The 23,706-nt window shown below is 38.9% G+C and carries 23 protein-coding genes; 1 reads left to right on the top strand and 22 read right to left on the bottom strand.

Annotated elements, in window-relative coordinates:
* Positions 1-3: 3 nt before the first annotated feature.
* From ABES02_RS04110 to ABES02_RS04100, 3 genes are read right to left on the bottom strand one after another with little or no spacing between them, the layout of a single operon-like run.
* Positions 4-1,425: a radical SAM protein gene (locus tag ABES02_RS04110; RefSeq protein ID WP_430131123.1), complete on the bottom strand. Its 1,422-nt coding sequence runs from the start codon at positions 1,423-1,425 to the stop codon at positions 4-6.
* Positions 1,418-2,161, bottom strand: a complete 744-nt coding sequence (locus ABES02_RS04105; protein WP_430131120.1) for a prolipoprotein diacylglyceryl transferase — start codon at positions 2,159-2,161, stop codon at positions 1,418-1,420. The genes ABES02_RS04110 and ABES02_RS04105 overlap by 8 nt, the downstream gene beginning before the upstream one ends.
* Positions 2,158-2,874: a serine/threonine protein kinase gene (locus ABES02_RS04100; protein WP_430131117.1), complete on the bottom strand. Its 717-nt coding sequence runs from the start codon at positions 2,872-2,874 to the stop codon at positions 2,158-2,160. The genes ABES02_RS04105 and ABES02_RS04100 overlap by 4 nt, the downstream gene beginning before the upstream one ends.
* A gap of 114 nt (positions 2,875-2,988) precedes the next feature.
* On the opposite strand from ABES02_RS04100, the gene ABES02_RS04095 reads away from it, so the two are divergent.
* Positions 2,989-3,540, top strand: coding sequence for a GNAT family N-acetyltransferase (locus ABES02_RS04095; protein WP_430131114.1), 552 nt, complete (start codon positions 2,989-2,991; stop codon positions 3,538-3,540).
* 17 nt (positions 3,541-3,557) lie between these two features.
* Here the strand turns inward: ABES02_RS04095 and ABES02_RS04090 are convergent, their stop codons facing one another.
* The 19 genes from ABES02_RS04090 to ABES02_RS04000 form a co-directional block, all read right to left on the bottom strand.
* Positions 3,558-3,758: a hypothetical protein gene (locus ABES02_RS04090; RefSeq protein ID WP_430131111.1), complete on the bottom strand. Its 201-nt coding sequence runs from the start codon at positions 3,756-3,758 to the stop codon at positions 3,558-3,560.
* 96 nt (positions 3,759-3,854) lie between these two features.
* On the bottom strand, positions 3,855-4,397 hold the full coding sequence (locus ABES02_RS04085; protein WP_430131108.1) for an outer spore coat protein CotE: 543 nt from the start codon (positions 4,395-4,397) through the stop codon (positions 3,855-3,857).
* Positions 4,398-4,792: 395 nt separating this feature from the next.
* Entirely contained in the window at positions 4,793-5,248 is a 456-nt protein-coding gene (locus ABES02_RS04080) for a RicAFT regulatory complex protein RicA family protein (protein ID WP_430131105.1), read from the bottom strand.
* A gap of 1 nt (position 5,249) precedes the next feature.
* Complete coding sequence (gene miaB / locus ABES02_RS04075) at positions 5,250-6,794, bottom strand: tRNA (N6-isopentenyl adenosine(37)-C2)-methylthiotransferase MiaB (protein WP_430131102.1); 1,545 nt, start codon at positions 6,792-6,794, stop codon at positions 5,250-5,252.
* Positions 6,795-7,188: 394 nt separating this feature from the next.
* Positions 7,189-8,055, bottom strand: a complete 867-nt coding sequence (locus ABES02_RS04070; protein WP_430131099.1) for a 2-oxoacid:ferredoxin oxidoreductase subunit beta — start codon at positions 8,053-8,055, stop codon at positions 7,189-7,191.
* Positions 8,056-9,792, bottom strand: coding sequence for a 2-oxoacid:acceptor oxidoreductase subunit alpha (locus ABES02_RS04065; protein WP_430131096.1), 1,737 nt, complete (start codon positions 9,790-9,792; stop codon positions 8,056-8,058).
* A 516-nt stretch (positions 9,793-10,308) separates the two neighbouring features.
* Entirely contained in the window at positions 10,309-10,569 is a 261-nt protein-coding gene (spoVS, locus tag ABES02_RS04060) for a stage V sporulation protein SpoVS (protein ID WP_003211281.1), read from the bottom strand.
* Between the two features lie 212 nt (positions 10,570-10,781).
* Complete coding sequence (locus ABES02_RS04055) at positions 10,782-11,579, bottom strand: TIGR00282 family metallophosphoesterase (RefSeq protein WP_430131093.1); 798 nt, start codon at positions 11,577-11,579, stop codon at positions 10,782-10,784.
* Between the two features lie 111 nt (positions 11,580-11,690).
* Positions 11,691-13,250: a ribonuclease Y gene (gene rny / locus ABES02_RS04050; protein WP_430131090.1), complete on the bottom strand. Its 1,560-nt coding sequence runs from the start codon at positions 13,248-13,250 to the stop codon at positions 11,691-11,693.
* Between the two features lie 324 nt (positions 13,251-13,574).
* Positions 13,575-14,615: a recombinase RecA gene (gene recA, locus ABES02_RS04045; RefSeq protein WP_430131088.1), complete on the bottom strand. Its 1,041-nt coding sequence runs from the start codon at positions 14,613-14,615 to the stop codon at positions 13,575-13,577.
* A 478-nt stretch (positions 14,616-15,093) separates the two neighbouring features.
* On the bottom strand, positions 15,094-16,344 hold the full coding sequence (locus tag ABES02_RS04040; protein ID WP_430131086.1) for a competence/damage-inducible protein A: 1,251 nt from the start codon (positions 16,342-16,344) through the stop codon (positions 15,094-15,096).
* A 19-nt stretch (positions 16,345-16,363) separates the two neighbouring features.
* On the bottom strand, positions 16,364-16,948 hold the full coding sequence (pgsA, locus tag ABES02_RS04035) for a CDP-diacylglycerol--glycerol-3-phosphate 3-phosphatidyltransferase (protein ID WP_430131083.1): 585 nt from the start codon (positions 16,946-16,948) through the stop codon (positions 16,364-16,366).
* A 68-nt stretch (positions 16,949-17,016) separates the two neighbouring features.
* On the bottom strand, positions 17,017-17,904 hold the full coding sequence (locus ABES02_RS04030) for a helix-turn-helix domain-containing protein (RefSeq protein WP_430131080.1): 888 nt from the start codon (positions 17,902-17,904) through the stop codon (positions 17,017-17,019).
* Positions 17,905-17,925: 21 nt separating this feature from the next.
* The gene (locus ABES02_RS04025) at positions 17,926-18,714 is read right to left on the bottom strand and encodes a DUF3388 domain-containing protein (protein ID WP_430131077.1); all 789 of its coding nucleotides are present in this window, start codon (positions 18,712-18,714) and stop codon (positions 17,926-17,928) included.
* A 164-nt stretch (positions 18,715-18,878) separates the two neighbouring features.
* Positions 18,879-19,130 carry a DUF3243 domain-containing protein gene (locus ABES02_RS04020; RefSeq protein ID WP_430131074.1) on the bottom strand — a complete coding sequence of 84 codons (252 nt, stop codon included), beginning with the start codon at positions 19,128-19,130 and terminating at the stop codon, positions 18,879-18,881.
* A 77-nt stretch (positions 19,131-19,207) separates the two neighbouring features.
* Positions 19,208-19,930, bottom strand: coding sequence for an elongation factor P 5-aminopentanone reductase (gene ymfI / locus ABES02_RS04015; protein ID WP_430131071.1), 723 nt, complete (start codon positions 19,928-19,930; stop codon positions 19,208-19,210).
* A 75-nt stretch (positions 19,931-20,005) separates the two neighbouring features.
* Positions 20,006-21,298 carry an EF-P 5-aminopentanol modification-associated protein YfmH gene (yfmH, locus tag ABES02_RS04010; protein WP_430131068.1) on the bottom strand — a complete coding sequence of 431 codons (1,293 nt, stop codon included), beginning with the start codon at positions 21,296-21,298 and terminating at the stop codon, positions 20,006-20,008.
* On the bottom strand, positions 21,298-22,578 hold the full coding sequence (yfmF, locus tag ABES02_RS04005) for an EF-P 5-aminopentanol modification-associated protein YfmF (protein WP_430131066.1): 1,281 nt from the start codon (positions 22,576-22,578) through the stop codon (positions 21,298-21,300). Before yfmF ends, yfmH begins: the two co-directional genes overlap by 1 nt.
* A 167-nt stretch (positions 22,579-22,745) precedes the next feature.
* A complete protein-coding gene (locus ABES02_RS04000) occupies positions 22,746-23,705 on the bottom strand; it encodes an ABC transporter permease (RefSeq protein WP_430131063.1) in 960 nt (319 codons plus the stop codon).
* Position 23,706 lies beyond the last annotated feature (1 nt).

Below are 23,706 nucleotides of genomic sequence, written 5' to 3'. Positions count from 1 at the left end.
TTTTTATTCAGCGTTAATGAAGGTTCTGCCCTCTAGTTCAGCCTGGATTTTCTTAAGTTCCTGTTCTTTTTCATCCCGGTAAAATAAATTATACGTATCAAATGGAATAATGCGGCCATCGGGATGTGCGATATGAACACACGATTTTTTAACAGAGCGGACATCAAAATTATAGGCGTCTAAAAATTGCATTATAATGACACGAAACACATTGTCGTAGCCAATTGGTCCTGGCATTGCCACCTTTGGAAGACAACATAATAAGTCTTTTAGTGACAATGCTGATGAATCCGGGGAATGATTGAGTGAAAACAATTTAAAAATCATATTTTTAAGATGATCGTCTTGTTCAAAAACGATGGTGTTGCGCTCTCCCTCTAAGAGAATGTTTGGATCAATCAATCCGGTTAATGGTGTGACGGTGTCGTTTAGTTTAAGTGCGTAGCCCATCGCAAGGCAATCTGGATGACACGGAACAGGAATAATATCCTTTGTACCAAAAACATTGGATTGATCGATAATCATTTGCCTTACCTCACTCAACGTTAAGCGATTGGTCGATGGATCGTATTCCTCCAATCGGCCTGCCGCCTGAATCGGTTGGAAGGTCACCCCGCGAACACATTTTTGCTTCAAGCCATATTGAATGATTTTTCCTACCTCATTGTCGTTTAATCCTTTTTTTAACGTTACGACTAATGTTGTCGAAATATTGTACTCATTTAAATTCTCGATTGCTTTTCGACGGGTTTCTCTTAAATCGACACCTCGCAATTCTTCAAGGGCTTCCTTTTCGAAACTATCAAATTGCAAATATATTTCAAACCCTGGGGAATAAGTGGCAAGACGCCTCACAAATTCCTTATCATTGGCGATTCGGAGTCCATTTGTATTAACCATGATATGCCGGATTGGTCGTGACTTTGCCATATCCAATATTTCAAAAAACTGTGGATGAATCGTTGGTTCGCCGCCGCTTATTTGCACAATATCGGGGTGGCGTTCATTTTTAATAATGTTATCCAGCATGAATTCAATTTTTTCTAGGCTTCGGAAACCACCTTTGTGTGGGGAAGATTCGGCATAACAAATCGGACATTGCAAATTACATTTTTCGGTAATTTCTAATAAGGTAAGACAGCTGTGCTGTTCGTGGTCGGGACATAGTCCGCAATCATATGGGCAGCCATATTTAATCGGAGTATTCCAGCGATACGGCATTTCTGAAGGTTTGATAAACTCACGACACCATTTATAATAGGCAACATCCGTTGAAATCAGAACCTTTTCTCTTCCATGTTGGACACAATGCTTTACCAGATAGACCTTTTCATTTTCGATAATCACCTTTGCTTCGACCTTCCGCAAACAGGTTGAACAAATGCTGTTGGTTAATTCATAAAATAAATAAGGACGATTAGGCATGGATTTCTCTCCTTTTTTCTGTTTGTTTTTTATTTATGAGCCATATGTAATACGAAATTCCTAGTAAACTGGCAAGTTGAATATTGTTGAGAATCCAGTAAGGGTGCGGGGTCGGCTTAATGAAATCAATCAAAAATCGGAACCCAAGGTAGCTAAGCATAAATAGTTGAAACAACAACCCCTCCCAACCAATCTTTTGCTTTTTTATTTGCAAGAGCGACAAGATAACAATAGCCAAAAAGATTATTTCGTATAATTGGGTTGGATGACGCTTAATTCCATCCCCAAAATCAACGCCAGTTATCCAAGAAGTTGCCACACCATAGGTATGATCGTCCAAACCGGTTAAAAAGCAGCCTATTCTTCCAATCATCATGCCGACCGCTAATGGAAGGACAAAATCATCACCGGTTGAACGTGTCCAGCCAATCCATTTTTTTGCTGTTTCCACACCAATTAATCCGCCTAATAAGCCGCCAACAATTGTTTTTCCCTCAATAAGATAGATAAGATTATTCCAGTTCTCGAGCGTCTTTTTCGGATCCTCCAGCCAATAAAGAAATTTTGAACCGATGGCGGCACCTAAAATAGCCCCGACAATAACCCATATGGCTTTATCCATTGGAATCCTTTCCTTATTGCGAGTGAATAAATATACACGAAAGCCAACAAAGTAAGCTAATGACTCAAATAAGAAATGGGGGTGAATGCCAAAAATATAGAAAGGGAAATTCACCTTTTCCCCTCCTTCCTAAAAAATTTCCTATATAGACGATAGCCTTTTCTAATTCCATCCACCATAAAAAAAGGAATTGGAGGATGGTACTTGTGAATATATGGTTGATAAATTTTGTAATAGGCCTTTTTCAAATCATCCCATTTTCGACAATAGCCCTCTTTGTAGAAATCAGATACATCAACGATATATCCTCGGCCATTTGACATGACTACATTTTTACCGTGGACATCGTAAGGATTTAATCCAACAGAGCGAGCATATTCCAAACCATTATCGATATCCTCCATCACGCTTTGAGGGATGGGAACACCCTTCACTAACGCATCAAAAAGTGTGATGCCATCGATTTTTTTTAACACTAAATAACTGTCACTATAGGCATAGAGAGTTGAGTAGGCCTTATGGTTTCCCAATTTTTTATAGACTTCAATTTCCTTTTTTAGCTCTGCAGGATCACGCCCATATACCTTTACAACCCATGCGGGATTGAAATCGTTTGAAAAAACCCCTGCATAATTGCCACTTCCAACCGTTTTCCAAGAACTTGAACGATTATCGACAATAATGGGATCAAAAGGGCTGGGAGTGGTTAAGTAAATTTGTGGTAATAATTCGGTTTCTATGAGTTTTATATATTGGCCAATCTGCATTCGTACACCTTCTAATCTAGAAAAATCCTGATGGGATGTTTTTTCAAAAAACTCTGACAATATTATTTTCTCATCTTATCTTATAAACAAGCAAGAAAAATTGTTATGAAATGATAGCTAATACCTTTATTTTTAGATTCACACCGATTACACTGATATTTAAGGGGTGATCCGATGAAATTTCCCATTTTAGAAACAAAAAGACTAAAACTTATTGAATTAACCCATAAGCATATTGATAGTGTATTTGAAATTTTATCCCTAGAGGAAGTCACGAGGTATTACGGTACTGATCGCTTCGTTTTACAGGCTGAGGCTGCGAGATTAATTGATATATTCCAAAAGAATTTTCATGAAAAAAGAGGAATCCGCTGGGGAATCAAATTGAAGGAAAATCAAAGGATAATCGGTACCATCGGTTTAAATGGCCTTCAATTGAACAATAAACGGGCCGAAATCGGCTATGAATTGCATCCAGCCTATTGGAGAAAAGGGATTGCGTCCGAAGCCATAAAAGAGGTTCTACGCTTTTCATACGTTCAACTCGATTTATATCGAATTGGGGCCGTTGTTTATCCAGAAAATGAGGCATCCCTAAAACTCCTTAAAGGGATTGGCTTTACGAATGAGGGTTTACTTCGGGGCTACATTTTACAAAATAACCATAATCATGATACATATGTTTTATCATTATTAAAACCAGAATGGGCAAAAAGCCAGGGTTAATACCATCCTGGCTGTACTTATTCTTCAAAATACGCCTTAAATGCTTTCGGGTTCCGTACTTCCCCGTTATGATAATAGGGATTATTTTCGGTTGAATCCTTTGGGTCAAGATTTGTTTTAATCACGATCATTGGCTCCGATGTGCTTTCTGCAATCACTCTGTCGTTTAACTGATCAAAATCAGGCATTTTTTTATTTCCAGGCTGTCTAGGTTCCAAATCTGCACCTCCTAAATTTAAGGTGCTTATTTTTACAAATAATAATACAAAGAATAAAAAAGAAAAAACTAGGAAGTAAAAACCTCCTAGTTTATTTTATTCCTCTTCTCCGCCGACTAAGAAGTCAGGATTTAATTCCTCGAATTCTTCGTCGTCGACATCATTTCCCCAGTCATCATCGTCATGTTTATGGCCTTTCGTGATGGCAACACAAACTTTTGTCTCGCCAATCACTTCAACAAGGAATTCCCTTTCCACATGCACGATAATGCGATTGCCATTAGGGGAGATGACTGCTTCCGTACAATTTGGTTGTTGCAGCACGCGAGCAACAATTTCATTGTCATCCAAGCAGTCATGGTCACGATACTTTAACTTAATGACATCGGTATAGGAAACGCGTTCAGTTACTACTTCTGTTTTGGTGTTATCATTAAAAGAGTACCAAACGTTGATGTCATATGAGCCGTGAATCTCTACAGTCTTGCCGACTTTTTTCGCGTTGTATTTATGGTTGATAATCCAACAGCCAAGAATACTTGTTGGACTGTGTGCCGGGCTAATTGTATGATTGGACTGGGTGAATTTACGTCCTTTCGCTACGACGGCTTTTGTAATTATCTCTCTGTAATCTCCCATTTCGCGCGAACCCTCCTCATTCAGTTTCAATTCATCCTATGCTAATTTGTAGACTAGTGTGTATATAATTTTGGAAATACTGGTTAAATGTTTAGATATGATTCATTTTATGCGGGTTACCTAGGTGTGTGCCTTTTTGCCTTGTACTTTAAAATATGCTCTGTTAAATTTGGCTGTTGATTTCCGCTCCAGGCGCTCGCTTTCCGCGGGCGTGCCGGGGAGCCTCCTCGGCGCATTTGCGCCTGTGGGGTCTTCCCTGCCCCGTACTCCCGCAGGAGTCGAGCGCCTTCCGCTCCAATCAACAGAGTATAATAAACAACAATATCGTTTAACACAACCTAAAAATAAGCAAAAAAAATAGAGCCGGCTTATTTTTATAAGCCTGGCTCTATTGATTAGTGATCGTGATCGCAGTCGTCGTGGCCGGCGCATTCGCCGCCGCCATTTTTCATGCTGGCACCTGTTTCCCCCATCAATACATTCCCACCAGTGGAAATGATAATCTCATCGGTTACAGTATTGGAAATGGTTGAAGCGATGAGCTGGAGCAATTCATTTACTTCTAACTGAGATTGCTTAAAATCTTGTACAACTGGAATTTCATCCAATTCTTGTTCAATGGAAGTAATTTTGTCTTCCACCTTTTTTAATGCTTCAGGTTTCCCATAATGTTGAAGGTTTACAGCTTGCTTTTGTAAACCTTTAATATCTGAAATTAAAGTTTTCACCTTTGGGTTATCATGAATTTGTGCTTCTGCGCGTTTGAAAAAGTCCACTTCATCAGTCTCTGCAATCATGTGTGCTAATTCCGTAGCACGTGCGACAATATCGTTTTTTGTGTATTTTGCCACCCTATTTCACCTCTGCTGCTTCTAATTCTTCGATCATTTCTCCGTTTAATGACCATGTTTTTGCTTCTGTAATTTTTACTTTAATAATTTTTCCGATAGCGGTTTTTGGTGCTACAACATTAACAAGTTTATTTCTTGAAGTGTAACCAGCAAGGACATCAGAGTTATTCTTGCTCTCGCCTTCGATAAGTACATCCAGAATTTGACCCTCATGCTTTTTCATTGCTTCTAATGAAAGCTCATTCACAAGAGCATTTAAGCGCTGAAGACGTGCTTTTTTCACTTCCATTGGGACGTTGTCCTCCATTTTGGCAGCAGGTGTTCCTTCCCGTGGAGAGTAAATAAATGTATAAGCTAATTCATAACCCACTTCTTTATAAAGAGACAATGTTTCTTCAAACTGTTCATCCGTTTCGTTTGGATAGCCAACAATAATATCTGTTGTTAATGCAACATTTGGAATGGCCGCTTTAATTTTTCTAACAAGCTCTAAATATTGCTCTCTTGTATATTTACGAGCCATTATTTTTAATACATCGGTAGAACCAGATTGTACAGGAAGATGAATATGATCCATCAAGTTTCCACCTTTTGCAAGAACCTCAATCAGACGGTCATCAAAATCACGCGGATGGCTGGTAGTAAAACGGATTCTAGGAATATCGATTTTACGTAGTTCTTCCATTAGATCGCCAAGTCCATAGTTCATTCCTTCAAGATCTTTACCATATGCATTAACATTTTGTCCAAGCAAAGTTACCTCTTGATAACCTTGTGCTGCTAAATGGCGGACCTCTTGGATAATTTCTTCTGGACGACGGCTTCTTTCTTTACCACGTGTAAACGGTACTATACAATACGTACAAAATTTATCACAGCCGTACATAATGTTAACCCATGCTTTAATATTTCCACGGCGGACTTTTGGAAGGTTTTCAATAACGTCCCCTTCTTTAGACCAAACTTCGACAACCATTTCTTTTGACATATATGCTTCATGCAGAATGTTTGGTAAACGGTGAATATTATGAGTACCAAAAATCATATCCACTTGTTGATACGTTTTTAAGATTTTATTAACAACAGATTCCTCTTGAGACATACAGCCGCATACACCAAGCAGTAAATCAGGCTTCTCCAATTTTAAGGCCTTTAAATGACCAAGCTCGCCAAATACTTTATTTTCCGCATTCTCACGAATAGCACAAGTATTTAAAAGAATCACATTGGCATCCTCTGTGCTGTCAGTTGGTTCATAGCCCAATGCTAAAAAGATTCCAGCCATTACTTCTGTATCGTGCTCGTTCATTTGGCAGCCATAAGTTCTGATATAGAACTTCCTGCCTTCACCCATCCCTTTGAATTCCTCAGGAATGGAGAAATCATTATGATATTTTACTTCTTCTTTACCACGCTTTTTTGCATCTTTTAAAGAAGGCGCCGTAATGACTTGCTCAAAGTACTTGCTGTAATCCTTGGCGGATTTTTTGTCCGAAGAATTTGCAGATGCTACTTGTTGACCTTCTAATCGTTGCTTTTCATTCATGTGTAAAGACCCCTTTCTTTTAAAAATAGGCTGTGTTAAATTTAGATGTTGATTTCCGCTCCGGGCTCTCGCTATCCGTGGGGAGGTCCTAAAGCCTCCTCCACAGCCTAAAAATAAGATTCGTCTATAAGATTAATAATTGTTATTTTTTACCTGTGCTATATAGATAGGGATACTTTCTACGCTATCTGCACATTATTATAGTATAAAGGTTTACAGATTTGAAAACAATAGCAATCCCTGTAAACACGCTCTTTTATAGACAATATGTAATCAAAATTATGCCGCCAAATAATAATGATAATGGAAGAATGTAATTTTATATGTGATGTAATTCACTTAATACAATAAAAAAATCCCGAGAAAAACTTTTTCCCGGGATTTTTTGATCATATTACATAAATTCTGCAACTAATTTATCGAAGTGTGCTTGATCAAGATTTAGATTTGCATCTACTAACGGCTCTTCAGAGTAACCAGTTAGTAATTCCTGATAAGATTGACGCTCCGTATTTTGGTAGATAAGTCCAGTAACTAAGCCGTTATGCTTCATTAATGTCTGCATCGCCATTTCACGGTTTGATGAGTCATATCCTTCAACATCACTTAACTTCGTTAAATTTTCTTTAAACCAGTCGTACGTGTTTACTTTATTATAGGTAACGCACGGGCTAAATACATTGATTAAAGAGAAGCCTTTGTGATTAATCCCCGCTTCAATTAATGCTGTTAGGTCTTTTAAATCCGTAGAGAAACTTTGTGCGACAAAGGTTGCCCCTACTGTTAAAGCCAATTCCATAGGTGAAATCGATTGTTCGATTGACCCCATTGGAGTAGATTTTGTTTTAAATCCAACTGCCGAACGTGGAGATGTTTGTCCTTTTGTTAAACCATAAATTTGGTTATCCATTACAACGTATGTAATGTCAATGTTACGGCGAATAGCATGAACGGTGTGAGCCATACCAATTGCGTATCCGTCACCGTCACCACCGGAAGCGATAACCGTTAAATCACGATTGGCCATTTTAACACCTTGGGCAATCGGAAGAGAACGGCCATGGATTCCATGGAAACCGTAAGCATTAATATAACCAGAGATACGACCTGAACAGCCAATTCCTGAAATAACGGCTAAATTTTCCGGTACCAAACCAACATTTGCCGCCGCACGTTGCATTGCAGCCTGTACAGAGAAGTCGCCACAGCCTGGGCACCAGTTCGGTTTTACATCATTTCGAAAGTCTTTAAAAGTGGCCATTTAGAACAACTCCTTACATTTTGAATGAACTTCGTGAGGTAGGAATGGATTTCCATCATATTTTAGGTATTTAGTAATTTTTTCAGCATGACCAATATTCATTTTCATGATATTTGCTAACTGTCCAGTCGCATTGTTTTCTACTACAATCACTTTTTTCGCAGACCGAACAAGTGGAAGCAGTTCGTCTGAAGGGAATGGATGAATTAAACGAATTTGTGCATGGTTTACTTTCAATCCATCTTTTTCTAAGCGTCCCATCGCTTCTTCAATCACACCGCGTGTTGAGTTAAAACCAACGATTAACAAATCTGCATCTTCGTGTGGCGCATTTTTATAAACCGGTGTGTTAAAACGAATATTTTCCACCTTACGGAAACGTTTATCCATTTGAGCATTCCGATTTGTTGCAGACTCAGATGGTTTACCTGTTTCAGCGTGCTCAACTCCAGTAACATGGTGAATACCATTTTTCATTCCTGGAATTGAACGTGGTGAAACACCATCTTCTGTAACTTCGTAACGCTTAAAATAACCTTTGTTTTCAATTTCTGGAAGTTCTTCAGTAACGAGCTTTCCGCGTCTAATTTCCACTTTAGAAACATCAAGCGGTTCCACTGTTTGCTTTCCTAATGATAATTGAAGGTCAGATAAAACGATGACCGGGCATTGATACTCTTCTGCAAGGTTGAACGCTTCAGCAGTATCATAGAAAGCCTCTTGTACAGTACTTGGAGCCATAACAATTTTCGGAATTTCACCATGTGTACCATAAATCATGGCCATTAAATCTGATTGTTCTTGTTTTGTTGGAAGACCTGTTGATGGACCACCACGTTGCGTGTCAACAATGACAAGCGGAGTTTCTGTAATACCAGCTAGTCCAATTGCTTCCATTTTCAAAGATAATCCAGGACCTGAAGAAGCAGTAATGGCACGTACACCACCGTAGCTTGCTCCAATAGTCATTGTAGCTGCTGCAATTTCATCTTCTGTCTGGATTACAGTACCGCCAACTGCAGGTAATTTCTTAATCAAATATTCCATGATATCAGATGCAGGAGTAATTGGATATGCGGCCATGAAACGACATCCAGCAGCAAGTGCGCCTAATGCAATCGCATCATTTCCGATCATATACATACGGTGTTTGCCATCTGCTTTTTCTAGTACCATTGTAGGAACATTTGCATCCATTTTTTCTTTCATATAATCAAAGCCAGCTTTGATGGCATCCATGTTCTTTGCAACAACTTGATCGCCTTTTTTGCCAAAAATCTCGCGAACTACTACTTCAAAAACATGAATATCTAAGTCTAAGACTGCAGATGTTGCACCAATTGCAACCATGTTCTTCATTAAAGAAGTCCCTAGCTGAGTAGCAATCTCTGTAAATGGAACCGCATACATGGATGCTTCCGTATCTTCAGGCTTTTTTGGATTGAATTTTGAATCTGCAAGGATTACACCTTGGCTGTGCAGTTCTTTGTAGTTTAAATCAATTGTCTCTTGGTCAAACGCAACGAGGATATCGAGATCGTCAGAAATTGAACGAACTTCTGTTGTGCTCACTCGAATCTTATTGTTCGTATGGCCGCCTTTAATACGAGATGAAAAGTGACGATAACCATACAAGTAATATCCTAGGCGATTCAGTGCGATTGCAAAGATTTCCCCAGTACTTTCAATACCTTCCCCTTGTTGTCCGCCAACTTTCCACGAAAGTTGATTGATCATGACTTACACCCCTTTGGATATGTAAAAATAAGTAAATTACATCATTAATAGTGTAGCACTTTTCCGAGTAAATCACTAGAATTTTGTTTATTTAATGCTTTAAAGACTTAAAATCTAGAAAAATGGATACGTACTAAACGCTTTCAATTCTAGACCTATGCACTAAAAAATGCAACCCTTTCACGCGAAATATTGTCTAAAATATGTATATTTTTTTATTATTTGAACTTCGATATTTTCTTTATCGGAAATTTGACGTAAAACAGCGTGTTAAACCCTGTTCCTATGCAGTTTGAGTAATTTATCCACATTTTTATTTACTTACCAAATGAAAATTTTTAAGATTTTTGATATATATCAGAATAATATTTTTATAATTCGATAACAGAGATTTGAAGTATGGAAAAAAACACCAAATTCTTAAGAGATTAAAAACAAAAAACCTGCTGGTATAAAACCAGTCAGGCAATGGAAGGTTCTTTCATTTTCCCACGTATAGCTTAAAAGATATCTTATTTAACGCGGTTCTACAATTAGCTTTATAGCTGTGCGTTCTTCCCCGTCAATCAAAATATCGGTAAACGCAGGGATACAGATCAAATCAACTCCGCTAGGTGCTACAAATCCTCGAGCAATGGCTACTGCCTTTACGGCTTGATTTAATGCACCCGCACCAATGGCCTGTATTTCCGCTGCACCTCTTTCACGCAGAACTCCGGCAAGTGCACCAGCTACAGAATTAGGATTAGATTTTGCTGAAACTTTTAATATTTCCATCCCTAGCTCCCCCTTGTAAAATCCCGATCCCGCATGAGCAGTTTCATGAACAAATCAGGTATATAGCATTCCACTGCTACTATATTCATTTCTGAAATGACATATTCCGGCTTGGTCAAAAAAAAGAGGCAGTACAAGGCTAGCACTGTGTTATCAGAGCCCAAAAGAAATTATTAATTACAAAATAAAAGAGCAAATCGTGAAATTTGCTCTTAAGAATAAAATGGGTGATCGTCATTGATTAAAATTGGTTGGATTTTCTTCGCTTGACCACTTTTTCGGTCCAAATCAATTAATACGGCACTTAACTGGTTTCTACCCGCAGTTGGAACCTCAAAGCGAACAGGCAAACTAGTTAGAAACCGTTTAAGAACAGCTTCTCTTTCTACTCCTAAAATACCGTCATACGGCCCCGTCATGCCCACATCCGTTAAATAGGCTGTTCCACCAGGTAAGATACGATTATCTGCCGTCTGAACATGTGTGTGTGTCCCTACCACTGCAGAAACTCTTCCGTCTAAATACCAGCCCATCGCCTGTTTTTCACTTGTAACTTCAGCATGAAAATCAACAAATATAAATGGCGTTCTTTCCTTAGCGATTGAAACGAGCTCATCTGCTTTTTGGAAGGGGCAATCGATTGGATTCATGAAGGTGCGCCCCTGCAGATTAATGATTGCCACTTCCAGATCATTTATTTTTAGAAAAACTAGTCCTGTTCCAGGGGTGTTTTTTGGAAAGTTTGCGGGTCGGACTAAGTATTTCGCTTTATCAATAAACTCAAAAATTTCTCGATTATCCCATGCATGATTTCCTAATGTCACCGCTTGAGCACCCTGCTCAAGAAACTGACGGTAAATTTTTTCGGTAATTCCTTTTCCACCTGCCGCATTTTCACCATTAATAATGGTCAAATGGGGCCGATATTTTTCTTTTAGCTTTGGCAGATATTCCTTCACCATATCCCTTCCAGGTGAACCGACAACATCGCCAATAAATAATAAATTCATAATATTGCCCTTTCGTAAATAAAAATTGGTATTGATTAAATTGTATCACAGTTTCCGCGTAATTAATCGTCAAGGCAAGTTCAAAAAAATAAAGCGGTGCATGTGCACCGCTTATTTTGCGTATTCAACAGCCCGTGTTTCACGGATAACTGTCACTTTAATATGCCCTGGATAATCCAGCTCTTCTTCAATTCGCTTACGAATATCGCGCGCTAGGCGGTGTGCTGCCAGATCGTCAACAGTATCCGGTCTAACGATAATTCGCACTTCACGCCCTGCTTGAATCGCAAAGGATTTCTCAACCCCTTCATAGGATTCTGAAATCTCTTCAAGTTTTTCAAGACGGCGAATATAGTTCTCAAGCGTTTCACTACGAGCACCTGGTCTTGCAGCAGATAAAGCATCTGCAGCAGCGACTAAAACGGCAATCGTAGAAGTTGGTTCCGTATCGCCATGGTGAGAAGCAATACTGTTAATTACAACAGGATGTTCCTTGTATTTCGTTGCAAGTTCTACCCCGATTTCAACATGGCTTCCTTCTACTTCATGGTCAATTGCTTTACCAATATCATGAAGCAACCCTGCACGTCTCGCTAATGTTTCATCTTGACCAAGCTCAGCCGCAAGCAATCCAGAAAGCTGTGCCACTTCTATAGAGTGCTTTAATACATTTTGACCGTAGCTTGTACGGAACTTTAAGCGCCCAAGAATTTTGATAAGATCTGGATGGAGCCCATGAACCCCTACTTCAAAAGTGGTTTGTTCACCGACTTCACGGATATACTCATCCACTTCACGACGAGATTTTTCAACCATTTCCTCAATTCGTGCAGGATGGATACGTCCATCTTGAACAAGCTTTTCAAGAGCCAAGCGAGCTGTTTCCCGACGAATCGGATCAAAACCTGATAGAATTACAGCTTCAGGAGTATCGTCAATAATCAAGTCAATTCCTGTTAACGTTTCCAGAGTTCGGATGTTCCGTCCTTCACGTCCAATGATTCGGCCCTTCATTTCGTCATTTGGCAGGTTGACGACGGAGACGGTCGTTTCAGCAACATGATCAGCTGCGCAACGTTGGATTGCTAACGAAAGAATCTCCTTCGCTTTTTTGTCAGCTTCTTCTTTCACACGATTTTCGCTTTCTTTAATCATGACCGCGGTCTCAACGGAAAGTTCTTGTTCCATACGATCTATTATGATCGATTTCGCTTCTTCACGAGTTAAGCTCGATATACGTTCGAGTTCAGTTTGTTGTGTTTTTACCAACTCGTCCACTTTGCTTTCCATCTCTTCAATATGCTGTTGTCTTTGGTTTAGAGAATCATCCTTCTTTTCTAAAAGAATTTCACGTTTATTTAACGTTTCATCCTTTCGATCTAAATTCTCTTCTCTTTGCAGTAAACGGTTTTCTTGTTTTTGCAGTTCATTTCTTCGTTCACGAACCTCACGTTCCGCTTCTGTACGAAGCTTGTGAATTTCATCCTTTGCCTCTAACAGGGCTTCCTTTTTTAATGAATCAGCATCACGTTTAGCGTCTTCAAGAATCTGGTCTGCAGCATTCTTTGCTCCTGCTATCTTTGCTTCAGCAATGGATCTACGAATAAAATAGCCAACAACGGCACCGACGATAAGGCCAAGCAAAATGGAGATGATAGTAATTGGTTCCATCGTTACACCTCCTCTTGCTATGAACTTTTGTTACATTTTTTAAGTGTCGGCATGTACATTGTTTAGACTCAACATACAGCAAGCACTAGGCTTTTCGCAATTGTAATATTAACAAAAATGTAAAATATACATGTTAATTGTAATTGTGGGAATATACATTGTCAAGGTTTTGTCCAATTAGCTTTTTGAAATATTTCGAATTTGCCACCGCTTATTCATTTTTTTTGCTCATTTTAATATGAATAATTATCCGTTTAGTTGTATATTTATTCATTTTATAAAAAAGAGCAAAACCTCAACGCACTGGGCTTTGCTCTTTTTTGATTAATCTAGTAACTCAATTTGATCGTCGTCATCAGTTTCCGTGATGGTTTTATCTCCATCTAGACCGTAGTGGTCACGGATTTTTTGTTGAATTTCAAGGCGCACACTAGGGTTTTCCTTTAGGTATAGTTTCGCATTTTCACGTCCCTGGCCAAGTCTTTCATCGTTATAAGAATACCAAGAACCACTTTTTAAAACGATATCTAATTCGGAGCCTAAATCGATAGTTTCGCCTTCTTTAGAAATTCCTTCTCCATACATAATATCGACTTCTGCTGTACGGAATGGAGGCGCAACTTTGTTCTTAACAACTTTAATTTTCGTCTTGTTTCCGACCATTTCAGTGCCTTGCTTTAGTGTTTCAGCACGGCGTACTTCTAGACGGATGGTGGAATAGAACTTGAGGGCGCGGCCTCCTGGAGTCGTCTCGGGGTTTCCGAACATGACACCCACCTTTTCACGAATCTGGTTTATAAAGACAGCAATTGTTTTTGATTTATTGATTGCACCTGATAGTTTACGAAGTGCTTGTGACATCAAACGGGCTTGTAAACCTACATGAGCGTCTCCCATTTCACCTTCGATTTCCGCTTTTGGTACTAATGCAGCAACGGAGTCAATAACAATAATATCGACTGCACCGCTTCGTACTAGTGCCTCAGCAATTTCAAGAGCTTGTTCACCTGTATCAGGCTGGGATAATAATAACTCATCAATGTTGACACCTAATTTTTGTGCATAAGTTGGATCAAGTGCATGCTCAGCGTCGATAAATGCTGCTTGTCCGCCTTTTGCTTGGACCTCTGCAATTGCATGTAGGGCAACGGTTGTTTTACCTGAGCTCTCCGGTCCATATATTTCGATAATCCGTCCCCTTGGATATCCGCCGACACCAAGCGCAGTATCAAGTGCTAATGAGCCACTCGGAACTGTAGAAATTCGCGTTTCTGTTTGCTCTCCCATTTTCATTATTGAACCTTTACCAAATTGCTTTTCGATTTGTTTTAGCGCCATTTCTAAGGCCGCTTTACGATCACTCACGAATTATTTCCTCCCTTATCTATATAAACACAAGCTTATTGCCTTAATCTATTAAATAAAACCTATTAATAATATAACCTCTTTTATGGTATTTGTCGAGCAAAAAATCGAACATTCATTCGACCTTTTTCTAGACTATTTATATTGGAAGAGCAGACAAAAATACCCACTAAAAGATCCTTTTCATGATGAATTTTCAGAGAAAAGGTCTTTTCCTTAATTAATCTGAAACCTTAATTAGGGGGGATTTAGCATTTCCTAGCCATTGGCTACCGATTACTCTTTTCCTTTACCATTCCGGTCGCCAATGACTCCTCTTGCCTACCCGTTCCCACTCTTCCTTTACCATTCCGGTAGCCAATGACTCCTCTTGGCTACCCGTTCCCCCTTTTCCTTCACCATTCCTGTGGCCTATAACTCTTAGTTTCGACGTAAATTTTAAAAAAGATTTCCCAATAAAAAAACCACAGAACACCAATTAAGCATTCTGTGATTCTTTCAATTTTTTCAATAAATAATAGCAGCCATATTTCACCGCACGAACTCTATTTGCCTCCCGAGTTCCTGCTAACACGATTTTTTCAGCAATGGTCGGAAATCCCTTAATCGCTAGACCAATATAAACCGTTCCGACTGGCTTTCCCTCCAACTCATCAGGACCTGCCACACCGGTAAAGCTTATTCCAATATCAGCACCAAAAATCGACGCAGCATTTTCCGCCAATTCCAAAGCACATTGCTCACTAACTGCACCAAACTTATCAAGCGTTTCAGCGGAAACCTTCAAAACCTGCTGCTTCACCTCATTTGAGTAACAAACAACCCCGCCCTCAAAAACAGAACTTGCCCCCGGTACAGAGGTAATTTCCTTTTGGAACATCCCGCCTGTTAAACTCTCAGCAGCGGTAATCGTCAACTTCTTTTCTTTTAAAATTTTCGTCAGTTCATTCAATAATGAAGTATTATCATACCCATACAAAAACTCACCAACACGCTGATTAATCTTGCCCTCCACTTCATCAAGCATAGACTCGGCAACCTTTTGATCTTGATGTTTCGCCGTCAACCTTAAGGTAACCTCACCATCCCCTGCAAGAGGAGCAATCGTAGGATTGCTTTGGGCATCGATTAAATCCAAAATTTCCGTTTCCAAAGCAGCTTCCCCGATTCCGAAAAAACGCAGCACACGCGAAAAAATTTGTTCATTCGAATCGCTATCACCAGAAAGTGCCTTACGGCCATATTGAAGGAACATTGGCTCCATTTCCTTAGGCGGCCCTGGCAGAAGCATATAAATATGCTCACCCTTTTCAAGTACCATCCCAGGTGCCATACCATGATCATTTGGTAGAATATGGGACCCTGCCAATACTAGGGCTTGCTTGCGGTTGTTTTCCGTCATCACACGGTTTGTCCGCTTGAAATAATCCTCTATGGATGCCAGTGCCGATTCATCCATCACTAGCTCGTTACCCAGATGCCGAGCAATTGTTTCCTTCGTCAAATCATCCTTAGTCGGTCCAAGACCGCCAGTGAAAATGATAATTTGCGAACGTATCTCGGCAATTTCAATCGCGGACTTAAGCCTGTCCGGGTTATCGCCGACGACTGTATGAAAATAAACATCCACACCGAGTCCAGCTAATTGCTGAGACAAAAAGCGAGCGTTTGTATTCACAATCTGACCTAGTAACAGTTCCGAGCCAACAGCGATAATCTCAGCATTCATCGTAAACCGCCCCCAATGACTATTTAGAATTTTTCAACACATGGCTGTTTTTGGCAAAATAATCCCAACCAGACCATATTGTAAAAATCATTGCAACCCATAACGCCACTATATCAAAACGAAATGGAATTAGCGCAAAAATAATATTATGTAATAAAAGGGAAGAAATAGCGATAATCTGTGCCCAGGTTTTAATTTTTCCAAGCATATTGGCAGCTACTACCTCTCCTTCTCCTGCAAGCAGGAGACGAAGGCCGGTAACAGCAAATTCCCTGCTAATAATAATGATGACGATCCAGGATGGTGCATAGACACCATTAAGCTCTACTAGGACTATAAGTGCTGCTGAAACAAGTAATTTATCAGCAAGCGGATCAAGAAATTTCCCCATATTTGTAACAAGGTTTAATTTACGGGCATAATGACCGTCAATCCAATCGGTTGTTGAGGCGATGATGAAAATCAATGCTCCAACAAAATGTTTTACCGGCATATCTGCGCCAAGTAAATTCATGTTTCCCCAATCAAATGGGACAAGCATGACAATCAAGAACAATGGAATAAGCAAAATTCTTGATACGGTTATTTTATTAGGTAAATTCATTTGTGTATCCTCCTATAAGAAAGCGAGTGACTGTTAGGCAAGCCAAAAATAGTCATCAAATCAGATGACTATTGGGTTTTAGGAACATATTGAATCGTGATGTTCTGAACATTTTGAGTTGGTGCCACTGCATACTCAAGCTTTTGATCATTAACGTAGATTTCAACACCAGCAGCGTTACCGACCCGAATAACAGGATTGGTTTCTGCTGTTAAATCTACTGTTTGGCTTGGAACTTTATCTTTATCTAGCGTCCATTGATAAATCATTTTTCCAGTGCTATTCTTTACACCTACCCATGATTTTCCAGTAGCAACTAATTTCACTACAAATTTATCAGCGTTTTTTAAGGAATAAGTAGAATTTCTTCCTTGGCTTTGAACAACTGTTATTTCTTGCTTTGGTGCTTCCACGACAGGTGTTTTTTCTTCTTCTTTTTTAGTTTCTTTTTCAGTATTTTGCTTTTCCAACTCATTAGCTTTGGCTTTTTCGAGATTTTCTGATTGCACGAATTTTACCTGTTCGTTATCCTTGCCAACAGATTCATTGGAATCACTGCCTGCATGATTATATAAGAAATAATAAAGTAGACCTGCAACGCCTAGAACAAAAACACCTATTAAAACTTTGGGAAGGATGTCAAAGATTTTTGAGTTCCCTTCCGAAATCGATTTATGAGTTTTTACCCTTGATAATTGCTGAGGTAATTCCTCGTTGTAGCTTGCAGGGATTTCACTTTTATACGTTTCAAAAATTTCATCGGGATTGAGATTAAGTGCTTCTGCATATTGCTTAATGAAGGCCCGCACATAAAAATTCCCAGGCATGCTTGAATAGTTACCTTCTTCAATGCCAATTAAATAACGCTTTTGAATTTTAGTCATTGTTTGTAAATCATCTAAGCTAAATCCTTTTTCTATTCGGGCTTCTTTAAGTCGATTCCCTAGTTCAGTCACTTTTTTAACACCTTCCAATTTTTAAAAATCAAAATCTCCAAAATCAGATCCGGAGAACAAATTATTTTGATCCACTACCTCATATGTAATTTCTTCCTCAACATTATTCCTCAGTTCGATAATATAGTCAAAATCATCGAGTGTGTACTCTGAATTTTGGACGAAAATATCTGGATGCTCTATTACTTTAACAGAAGGTAATCGCATAATCTCACGAACAAGCTGCCAATGACGTTCATTTGCACGTCGGGTGGAAACAATGCCATCCAGGATGAATAGGTTATCAGCATTGTACTCATCTTCAATAAGCTGATTTCGAATCGTTTGTTTTAAGAGGGTAGAAGAGACAAATAACCACCTCTTATTGGCACAAACACTTGAGGCAACAATCGATTCTGTTTTGCCGACACGAGGCATGCCGCGAATGCCGATTAGCTTATGACCTTCCTGCTTAAACAATTCTGCCATAAAATCAACTAATAATCCAAGTTCATCCCTTACAAAGCGGAATGTTTTCTTATCATCTGCATCTCTTTGAATATATCGGCCGTGTCTCACTGCCAGACGGTCTCGGAGTTTTGGTTCTCTTAGTTTGATTAATTTTATTGTGTCCATTGTATTTAAAATTGACTCAAGTCGTTTAATTTGATCATCATCTTTTGCTAAAATCAAGAGACCGCGTCTTCCTTCATCTACTCCATTAATCGTTACAATATTAATAGAAAGCATTCCTAGGAGGGATGAAATGTCACCTAAAAGACCCGGACGATTTTTTTGAATCTCATATTCTAAGTACCATTCTTTTTTCATAAATATATTAACCCCCTAAAGAAGTTTCGACAATTTTTTCAAATCTCTATATCTAAACCTTATCATAAATGATTTTGATGCAAGATGAAAGAAAAAACATGGAGTTTTGTCACCATTAATTTCAGAACGAAAAAGAGAGGAGCAGCCTCCTCTCTTTTTAACGATTACCCATTATTCTTAATAAGTTTAACCATCATATTTGCGATCGCCTGCTGCTCTTGTTTGTCAGCCACTGACCAGAGGTCTGAAAGAATTCTTTCTTGCTCATTTTTTGGCTCTACTTGGTTGGCTAAATAATCACCAATTTGAAATGCAAGGTTGCTAACTGCTCCCTCACTCATTCCTTCATTTTGTGCATGATGAAGGCGATCAGCTAAAAAGTCTTCCCACTGTTTCCAGTTATCTAAAACAGACATCATTTTACCTCCTTTAGAATAGTACAAGATTATTTTGCGATGTAGAGGCATGAACTATTCATATAAACTTGTGAATTTTATGTGTACCAACCGCCATTAATGGCAAGGATTTGCCCGGTGATATAGCTTGAATCCTCAGACAGCAAAAAGGCCACAGCTTTTGCGATCTCGTCAGGCTGACCAAGTCTTCCCATTGGAATTTCATCTGTAATTCCATCCACTTCATCCTGTGAAAATCCTTCCATCATTGGTGTATTTATCGCTCCAGGAGCAATCGCATTTACACGAATGCCATTTAAGGCAACTTCTTTACTAAGAGACTTTACGAAAGCAATCTGGGCCCCCTTAGCTGTTGAATAAGCTACTTCACAGGCCGCTCCAGTTTGGCCCCAGATTGAGGTAATAACCACAATACTTCCTGACCCCTTACTTAATAATTTCGGAAGGAGTTCTTTTGTTATCATAAGAGGATTTAAAACATGAACATTCATTAAAGCCTCTGCTTCTTTTTGCTCCAAATCCATTAACAGTCCATACTGACTATTACCACTACAATGCACGATTGCATCAAGAGAAAAGATATGAGGGAACACCCTTTTATATCCATCTGAAGTGGCCAGATCAGCACTTATCGGCATATACTCACCGCCAAAGGGGGAGAGCATGTCTAATAAAACTCGTATTGATTCTTCATTCTGATTGTAATGCAAATATAAGTTATATCCTTTTGCTGCAAGGTTATATGCTACTGCTTGTCCAATTCCTCCACTTGCTCCCGTTATCAATGCATATTTTTTCATTCGATTCACTCTTTCTTTCTATAAACATTAACACAGCGAAAAGCGCCTGCTACCCGCTGGCGCTTCCGCTAAAAATTATTTCCCCTTTGGAATGACCTGACAAATAGAAAAACGTTCTTCCGATATAACCTCGGATGCCAGTGATTGTACATCCTCTAAGGTGATTTTTTCAAGTGTTGGGACAACATCAAATAAATTCATATCGTTGAATGCGTATCTTGTAAATTGATTAGCAATGTATTCAGGGGAATTAACGGCTCTTAAAAACGCACCAATTTTCTTCTTTTTAGCCCTCGCTAACTGCTCTTCCGTAAATGATGTTCCATTCTTTGCCTCTATAAGCATTTTTTTCAATCTTTCCGCAAGCTGGTCCGGTTCGCCTGTATCCCCGCCAATCATGGCAAAACCAAAGCCTTGTTCCTGCGTATAATCATAGGAAAACGTTTCGTCAATTAATCCATCATTATAGAGCTGTTCAAAATTAGCTGAGCTTTTGCCGAACAGTAAATCAAGCAAAACATTCATCGTTAATTCATTCTTTAGCATTTCATTACCTGATTGATCCACATGCAGTGCTTTTATGCCCACAAGGCATTTTGACGTCTGCACATTCATTGGCAGCACCTGTTTTTTCTCTGATGCACCTGATGGCTCTTCGTCAAATTTACGCTTAATTTCTGGCATTTCCTTGTAGTCTTTTTTCGCTTGGTTCTCTCGTACTTGATTCATAAAGCTTTCAGGGTCAACAGGACCAACAATGAATAGCAGCATGTTGCTCGGATGATAGAAAGTGTTATAACACTCATAAAGCCAATCCTTGGTAATATGAGAGATGGATTCAATCGTACCGGCAATATCAATTTTCACTGGATGGTTTTGGTAAAGATTTTGAATTAATCCAAAATATAAGCGCCAGTCAGGATTATCATCGTACATAGTAATTTCTTGACCAATAATTCCTTTTTCTTTCTCTACTGTTTTTTCAGAAAAATAAGGATCTTGAACAAAATCAACCAGAGTTTCTAGGTTTTTTTCGACATCGGATGTACTTGAGAACAAATATGCTGTTCTTGTAAACGATGTAAACGCATTTGCTGAAGCCCCTTGCCGGCTAAATTGCTGAAAAACATCGCCGTCCTCTTTTTCAAATAGCTTATGCTCTAAAAAGTGTGCAATCCCATCAGGTACTTTAACATACTCATTTTTCCCGATTGGAACAAAATTGTTATCGACAGACCCATACTTTGTAGTAAAGGTGGCATAGGTTTTATTAAAGCCCTTTTTTGGTAAAATATAGACATTTAGCCCATTGGGCAATTTTTCATGAAATAGCTCTTCTTGAAGTTGGTCAAAATTTATTTTCTCCACTATTCGCCCGCCTCCGATCCTGTTAGGAAATATATCGTATCCAGCTCTATTTTTTTCGCAACCGCAATTATCTCATCCTTCGTGGTTTTTTGCATTTCAGTAAGCCATGTGTCGAGATTAATCTCAGTATGAGCTAATACATTATGATATAAAATCTCTGTTAACCCCCTAGAGGTATCAATGGTTTCGAGAATTTGGTTTTGAATAACTGCTTTCGTTTGGTCTAACTCTTGATCAGTGAAATCTCCTTTTTTCATGGCTTCCATTTGTTCATTGATGATTCCAACAGCTTGGTCATAATTCTTTAAATCGATACCGGACATAACCATCATCAAACCTTTGTGACTTTCAAGCCGGCTGGCAGCATAATAGGCTAGACTTGCTTTTTCTCTTACATTAATAAACAGTTTTGAATGTGAAAAGCCTCCAAAAATGCCATTAAAGACCTGCAAGGCAAAATAATCAGGATCACCATAGACAATATTGGTTCGGTAGCCCATATTTAATTTTCCTTGCTTTATATCCTGCTGCTCTTTCACCACATTGACTTCTTCTTTTTTAGATACTTCCCGTTTTTCAATTTCCTTAGGTGTACGGTTTTCAAAATGAAGCAATTCAGAAGCGATTTTTTTTACTTCTTCTTCTTTAACATCACCAATAACGTAAAGATCCATTTCATCTTCTAAGAAGACATTTTGATAAAACTCGAATAAGTTTTCTGGGGTAATCGCTTCTACTTCTGCTGCTTCTCCGTTCACTTGGAGAGCATACGCTTCCCCTTTGCACATTTCTTCTAAAAGACGGACGTTAGAATAACGCATTTTATCATCGTAGACGGATTGAATCCTTTGCTTTAATGTTCGCTTCTCTTTATCTACTGTAACTTTATCAAAAGCATTACCAGAAGTGTTTGGTTTCGTTAATACTTCTGCTAATAATTCGAATCCCTTTTTTAATAAGGGTTCAGATTCACTTAAAAATTTTTCATTAGCGATTTCTAATGAGAAACTCATGACATGGTATTCACCTTTTTTCGCTAAATCCACGAAAAGGGTGGCCCCGTATAAATCATCTAAATAGGACCGAAGTGCTGTTGTTGTAGAATACTTTGCCGTGCTGCTCTGTAATACATGTGGAAGCAAAGCCCTTTTTGTGACATCCTCTTTTGTTAACGGAGCTTTCATCCTCCAAACAAATGTGTTGGTTTTATACTTATCCGTTTCGATAACATGGAGTTTATATCCCTGCATTTCGATTACTTTTTCAACTGCACCCTCCATTTACTTTCCTCCTTAACCTCATTAAACAGTTTTCTTTATATCTTTTCCTTACAAAAGAAACCTATACTTTTTACTATAATTTGCCAAGCTTGGACAATACAAGTAATTACTCATTTTTTCAAAAAATAAACCCACAGTTCAATAGCGAACTGTGGGTTCTGGGCTTATTAACGGCTTCCCTTGATATAATGTGTACCAACTGCTTTTGGAGCATCAGCACGGCCAATGAATCCTGTCAATGCTAAGATGGTTAACACGTAAGGAGCGATTAACAAGTATACATTTGGAATTTCTTTTAAGAATGGCAAGCTTGAGCCAATGATACTTATACTTTGTGCGAAACCAAAGAATATAGCGGCACCAAGAGCACCTAGTGGATGCCATTTACCAAAAATCATTGCAGCTAATGCCATGAAGCCTTGACCACTAATCGTAGAGTGGCTGAAGTTTGATGTAATGGATTGAGCATATACGGCACCGCCAATTCCACCTAGAGCTCCAGAAAGGATAACACCTAAATAGCGCATTTTCGTGACATTGATTCCCATTGTATCTGCCGCCATCGGATGTTCACCAACTGAACGAAGGCGAAGACCGAACGGAGTTTTAAAAACAACATACCAAACAATAATCGCAACAATTATTGCTAAGAATGAAGTCCAATACGTATTTTGGAAGAAGATTTTCCCGATAACAGGAATATCCTTTAAAACCGGGATATCAATTTTACTGAAACCTTTGCTGATAATTCCAGTTTCACCTTTATCATAAATTAGTTTAACCAGGAACAAGGTAATTCCTGTTGCCAATAAGTTAATGGCAACACCGGAAACGGTATGGTCAGCACGGAAGGTAATCGATGCAACAGCGTGAAATAAAGAGAAAATCCCACCTGCAATCATAGCGACTACTAAGGCAAGCCATGGTGTTGCACTGCCAAAAGTATCTACAAAGGTTAGGTTAAAGACAATTGCTGAAAACGCTCCGATAACCATTAAACCTTCTAGTCCAATGTTAACTACTCCGGAACGTTCCGAGAAAATTCCGCCTAATGCAGTGAAGACAAGAGGAGCAGCCCATAACAATGTGGATGGAACAACGATCATTAATATTTCCATAAAGCTCATC

Origin of the sequence: Neobacillus pocheonensis (genome assembly GCF_050477905.1) — a bacterium.
GTDB classification, from domain to species: domain Bacteria; phylum Bacillota; class Bacilli; order Bacillales; family Cytobacillaceae; genus Neobacillus; species Neobacillus pocheonensis_A.
The sequence above is the reverse complement of the archived record's forward strand: the minus strand, read 5'-3'. Positions and strand labels throughout refer to the sequence as shown.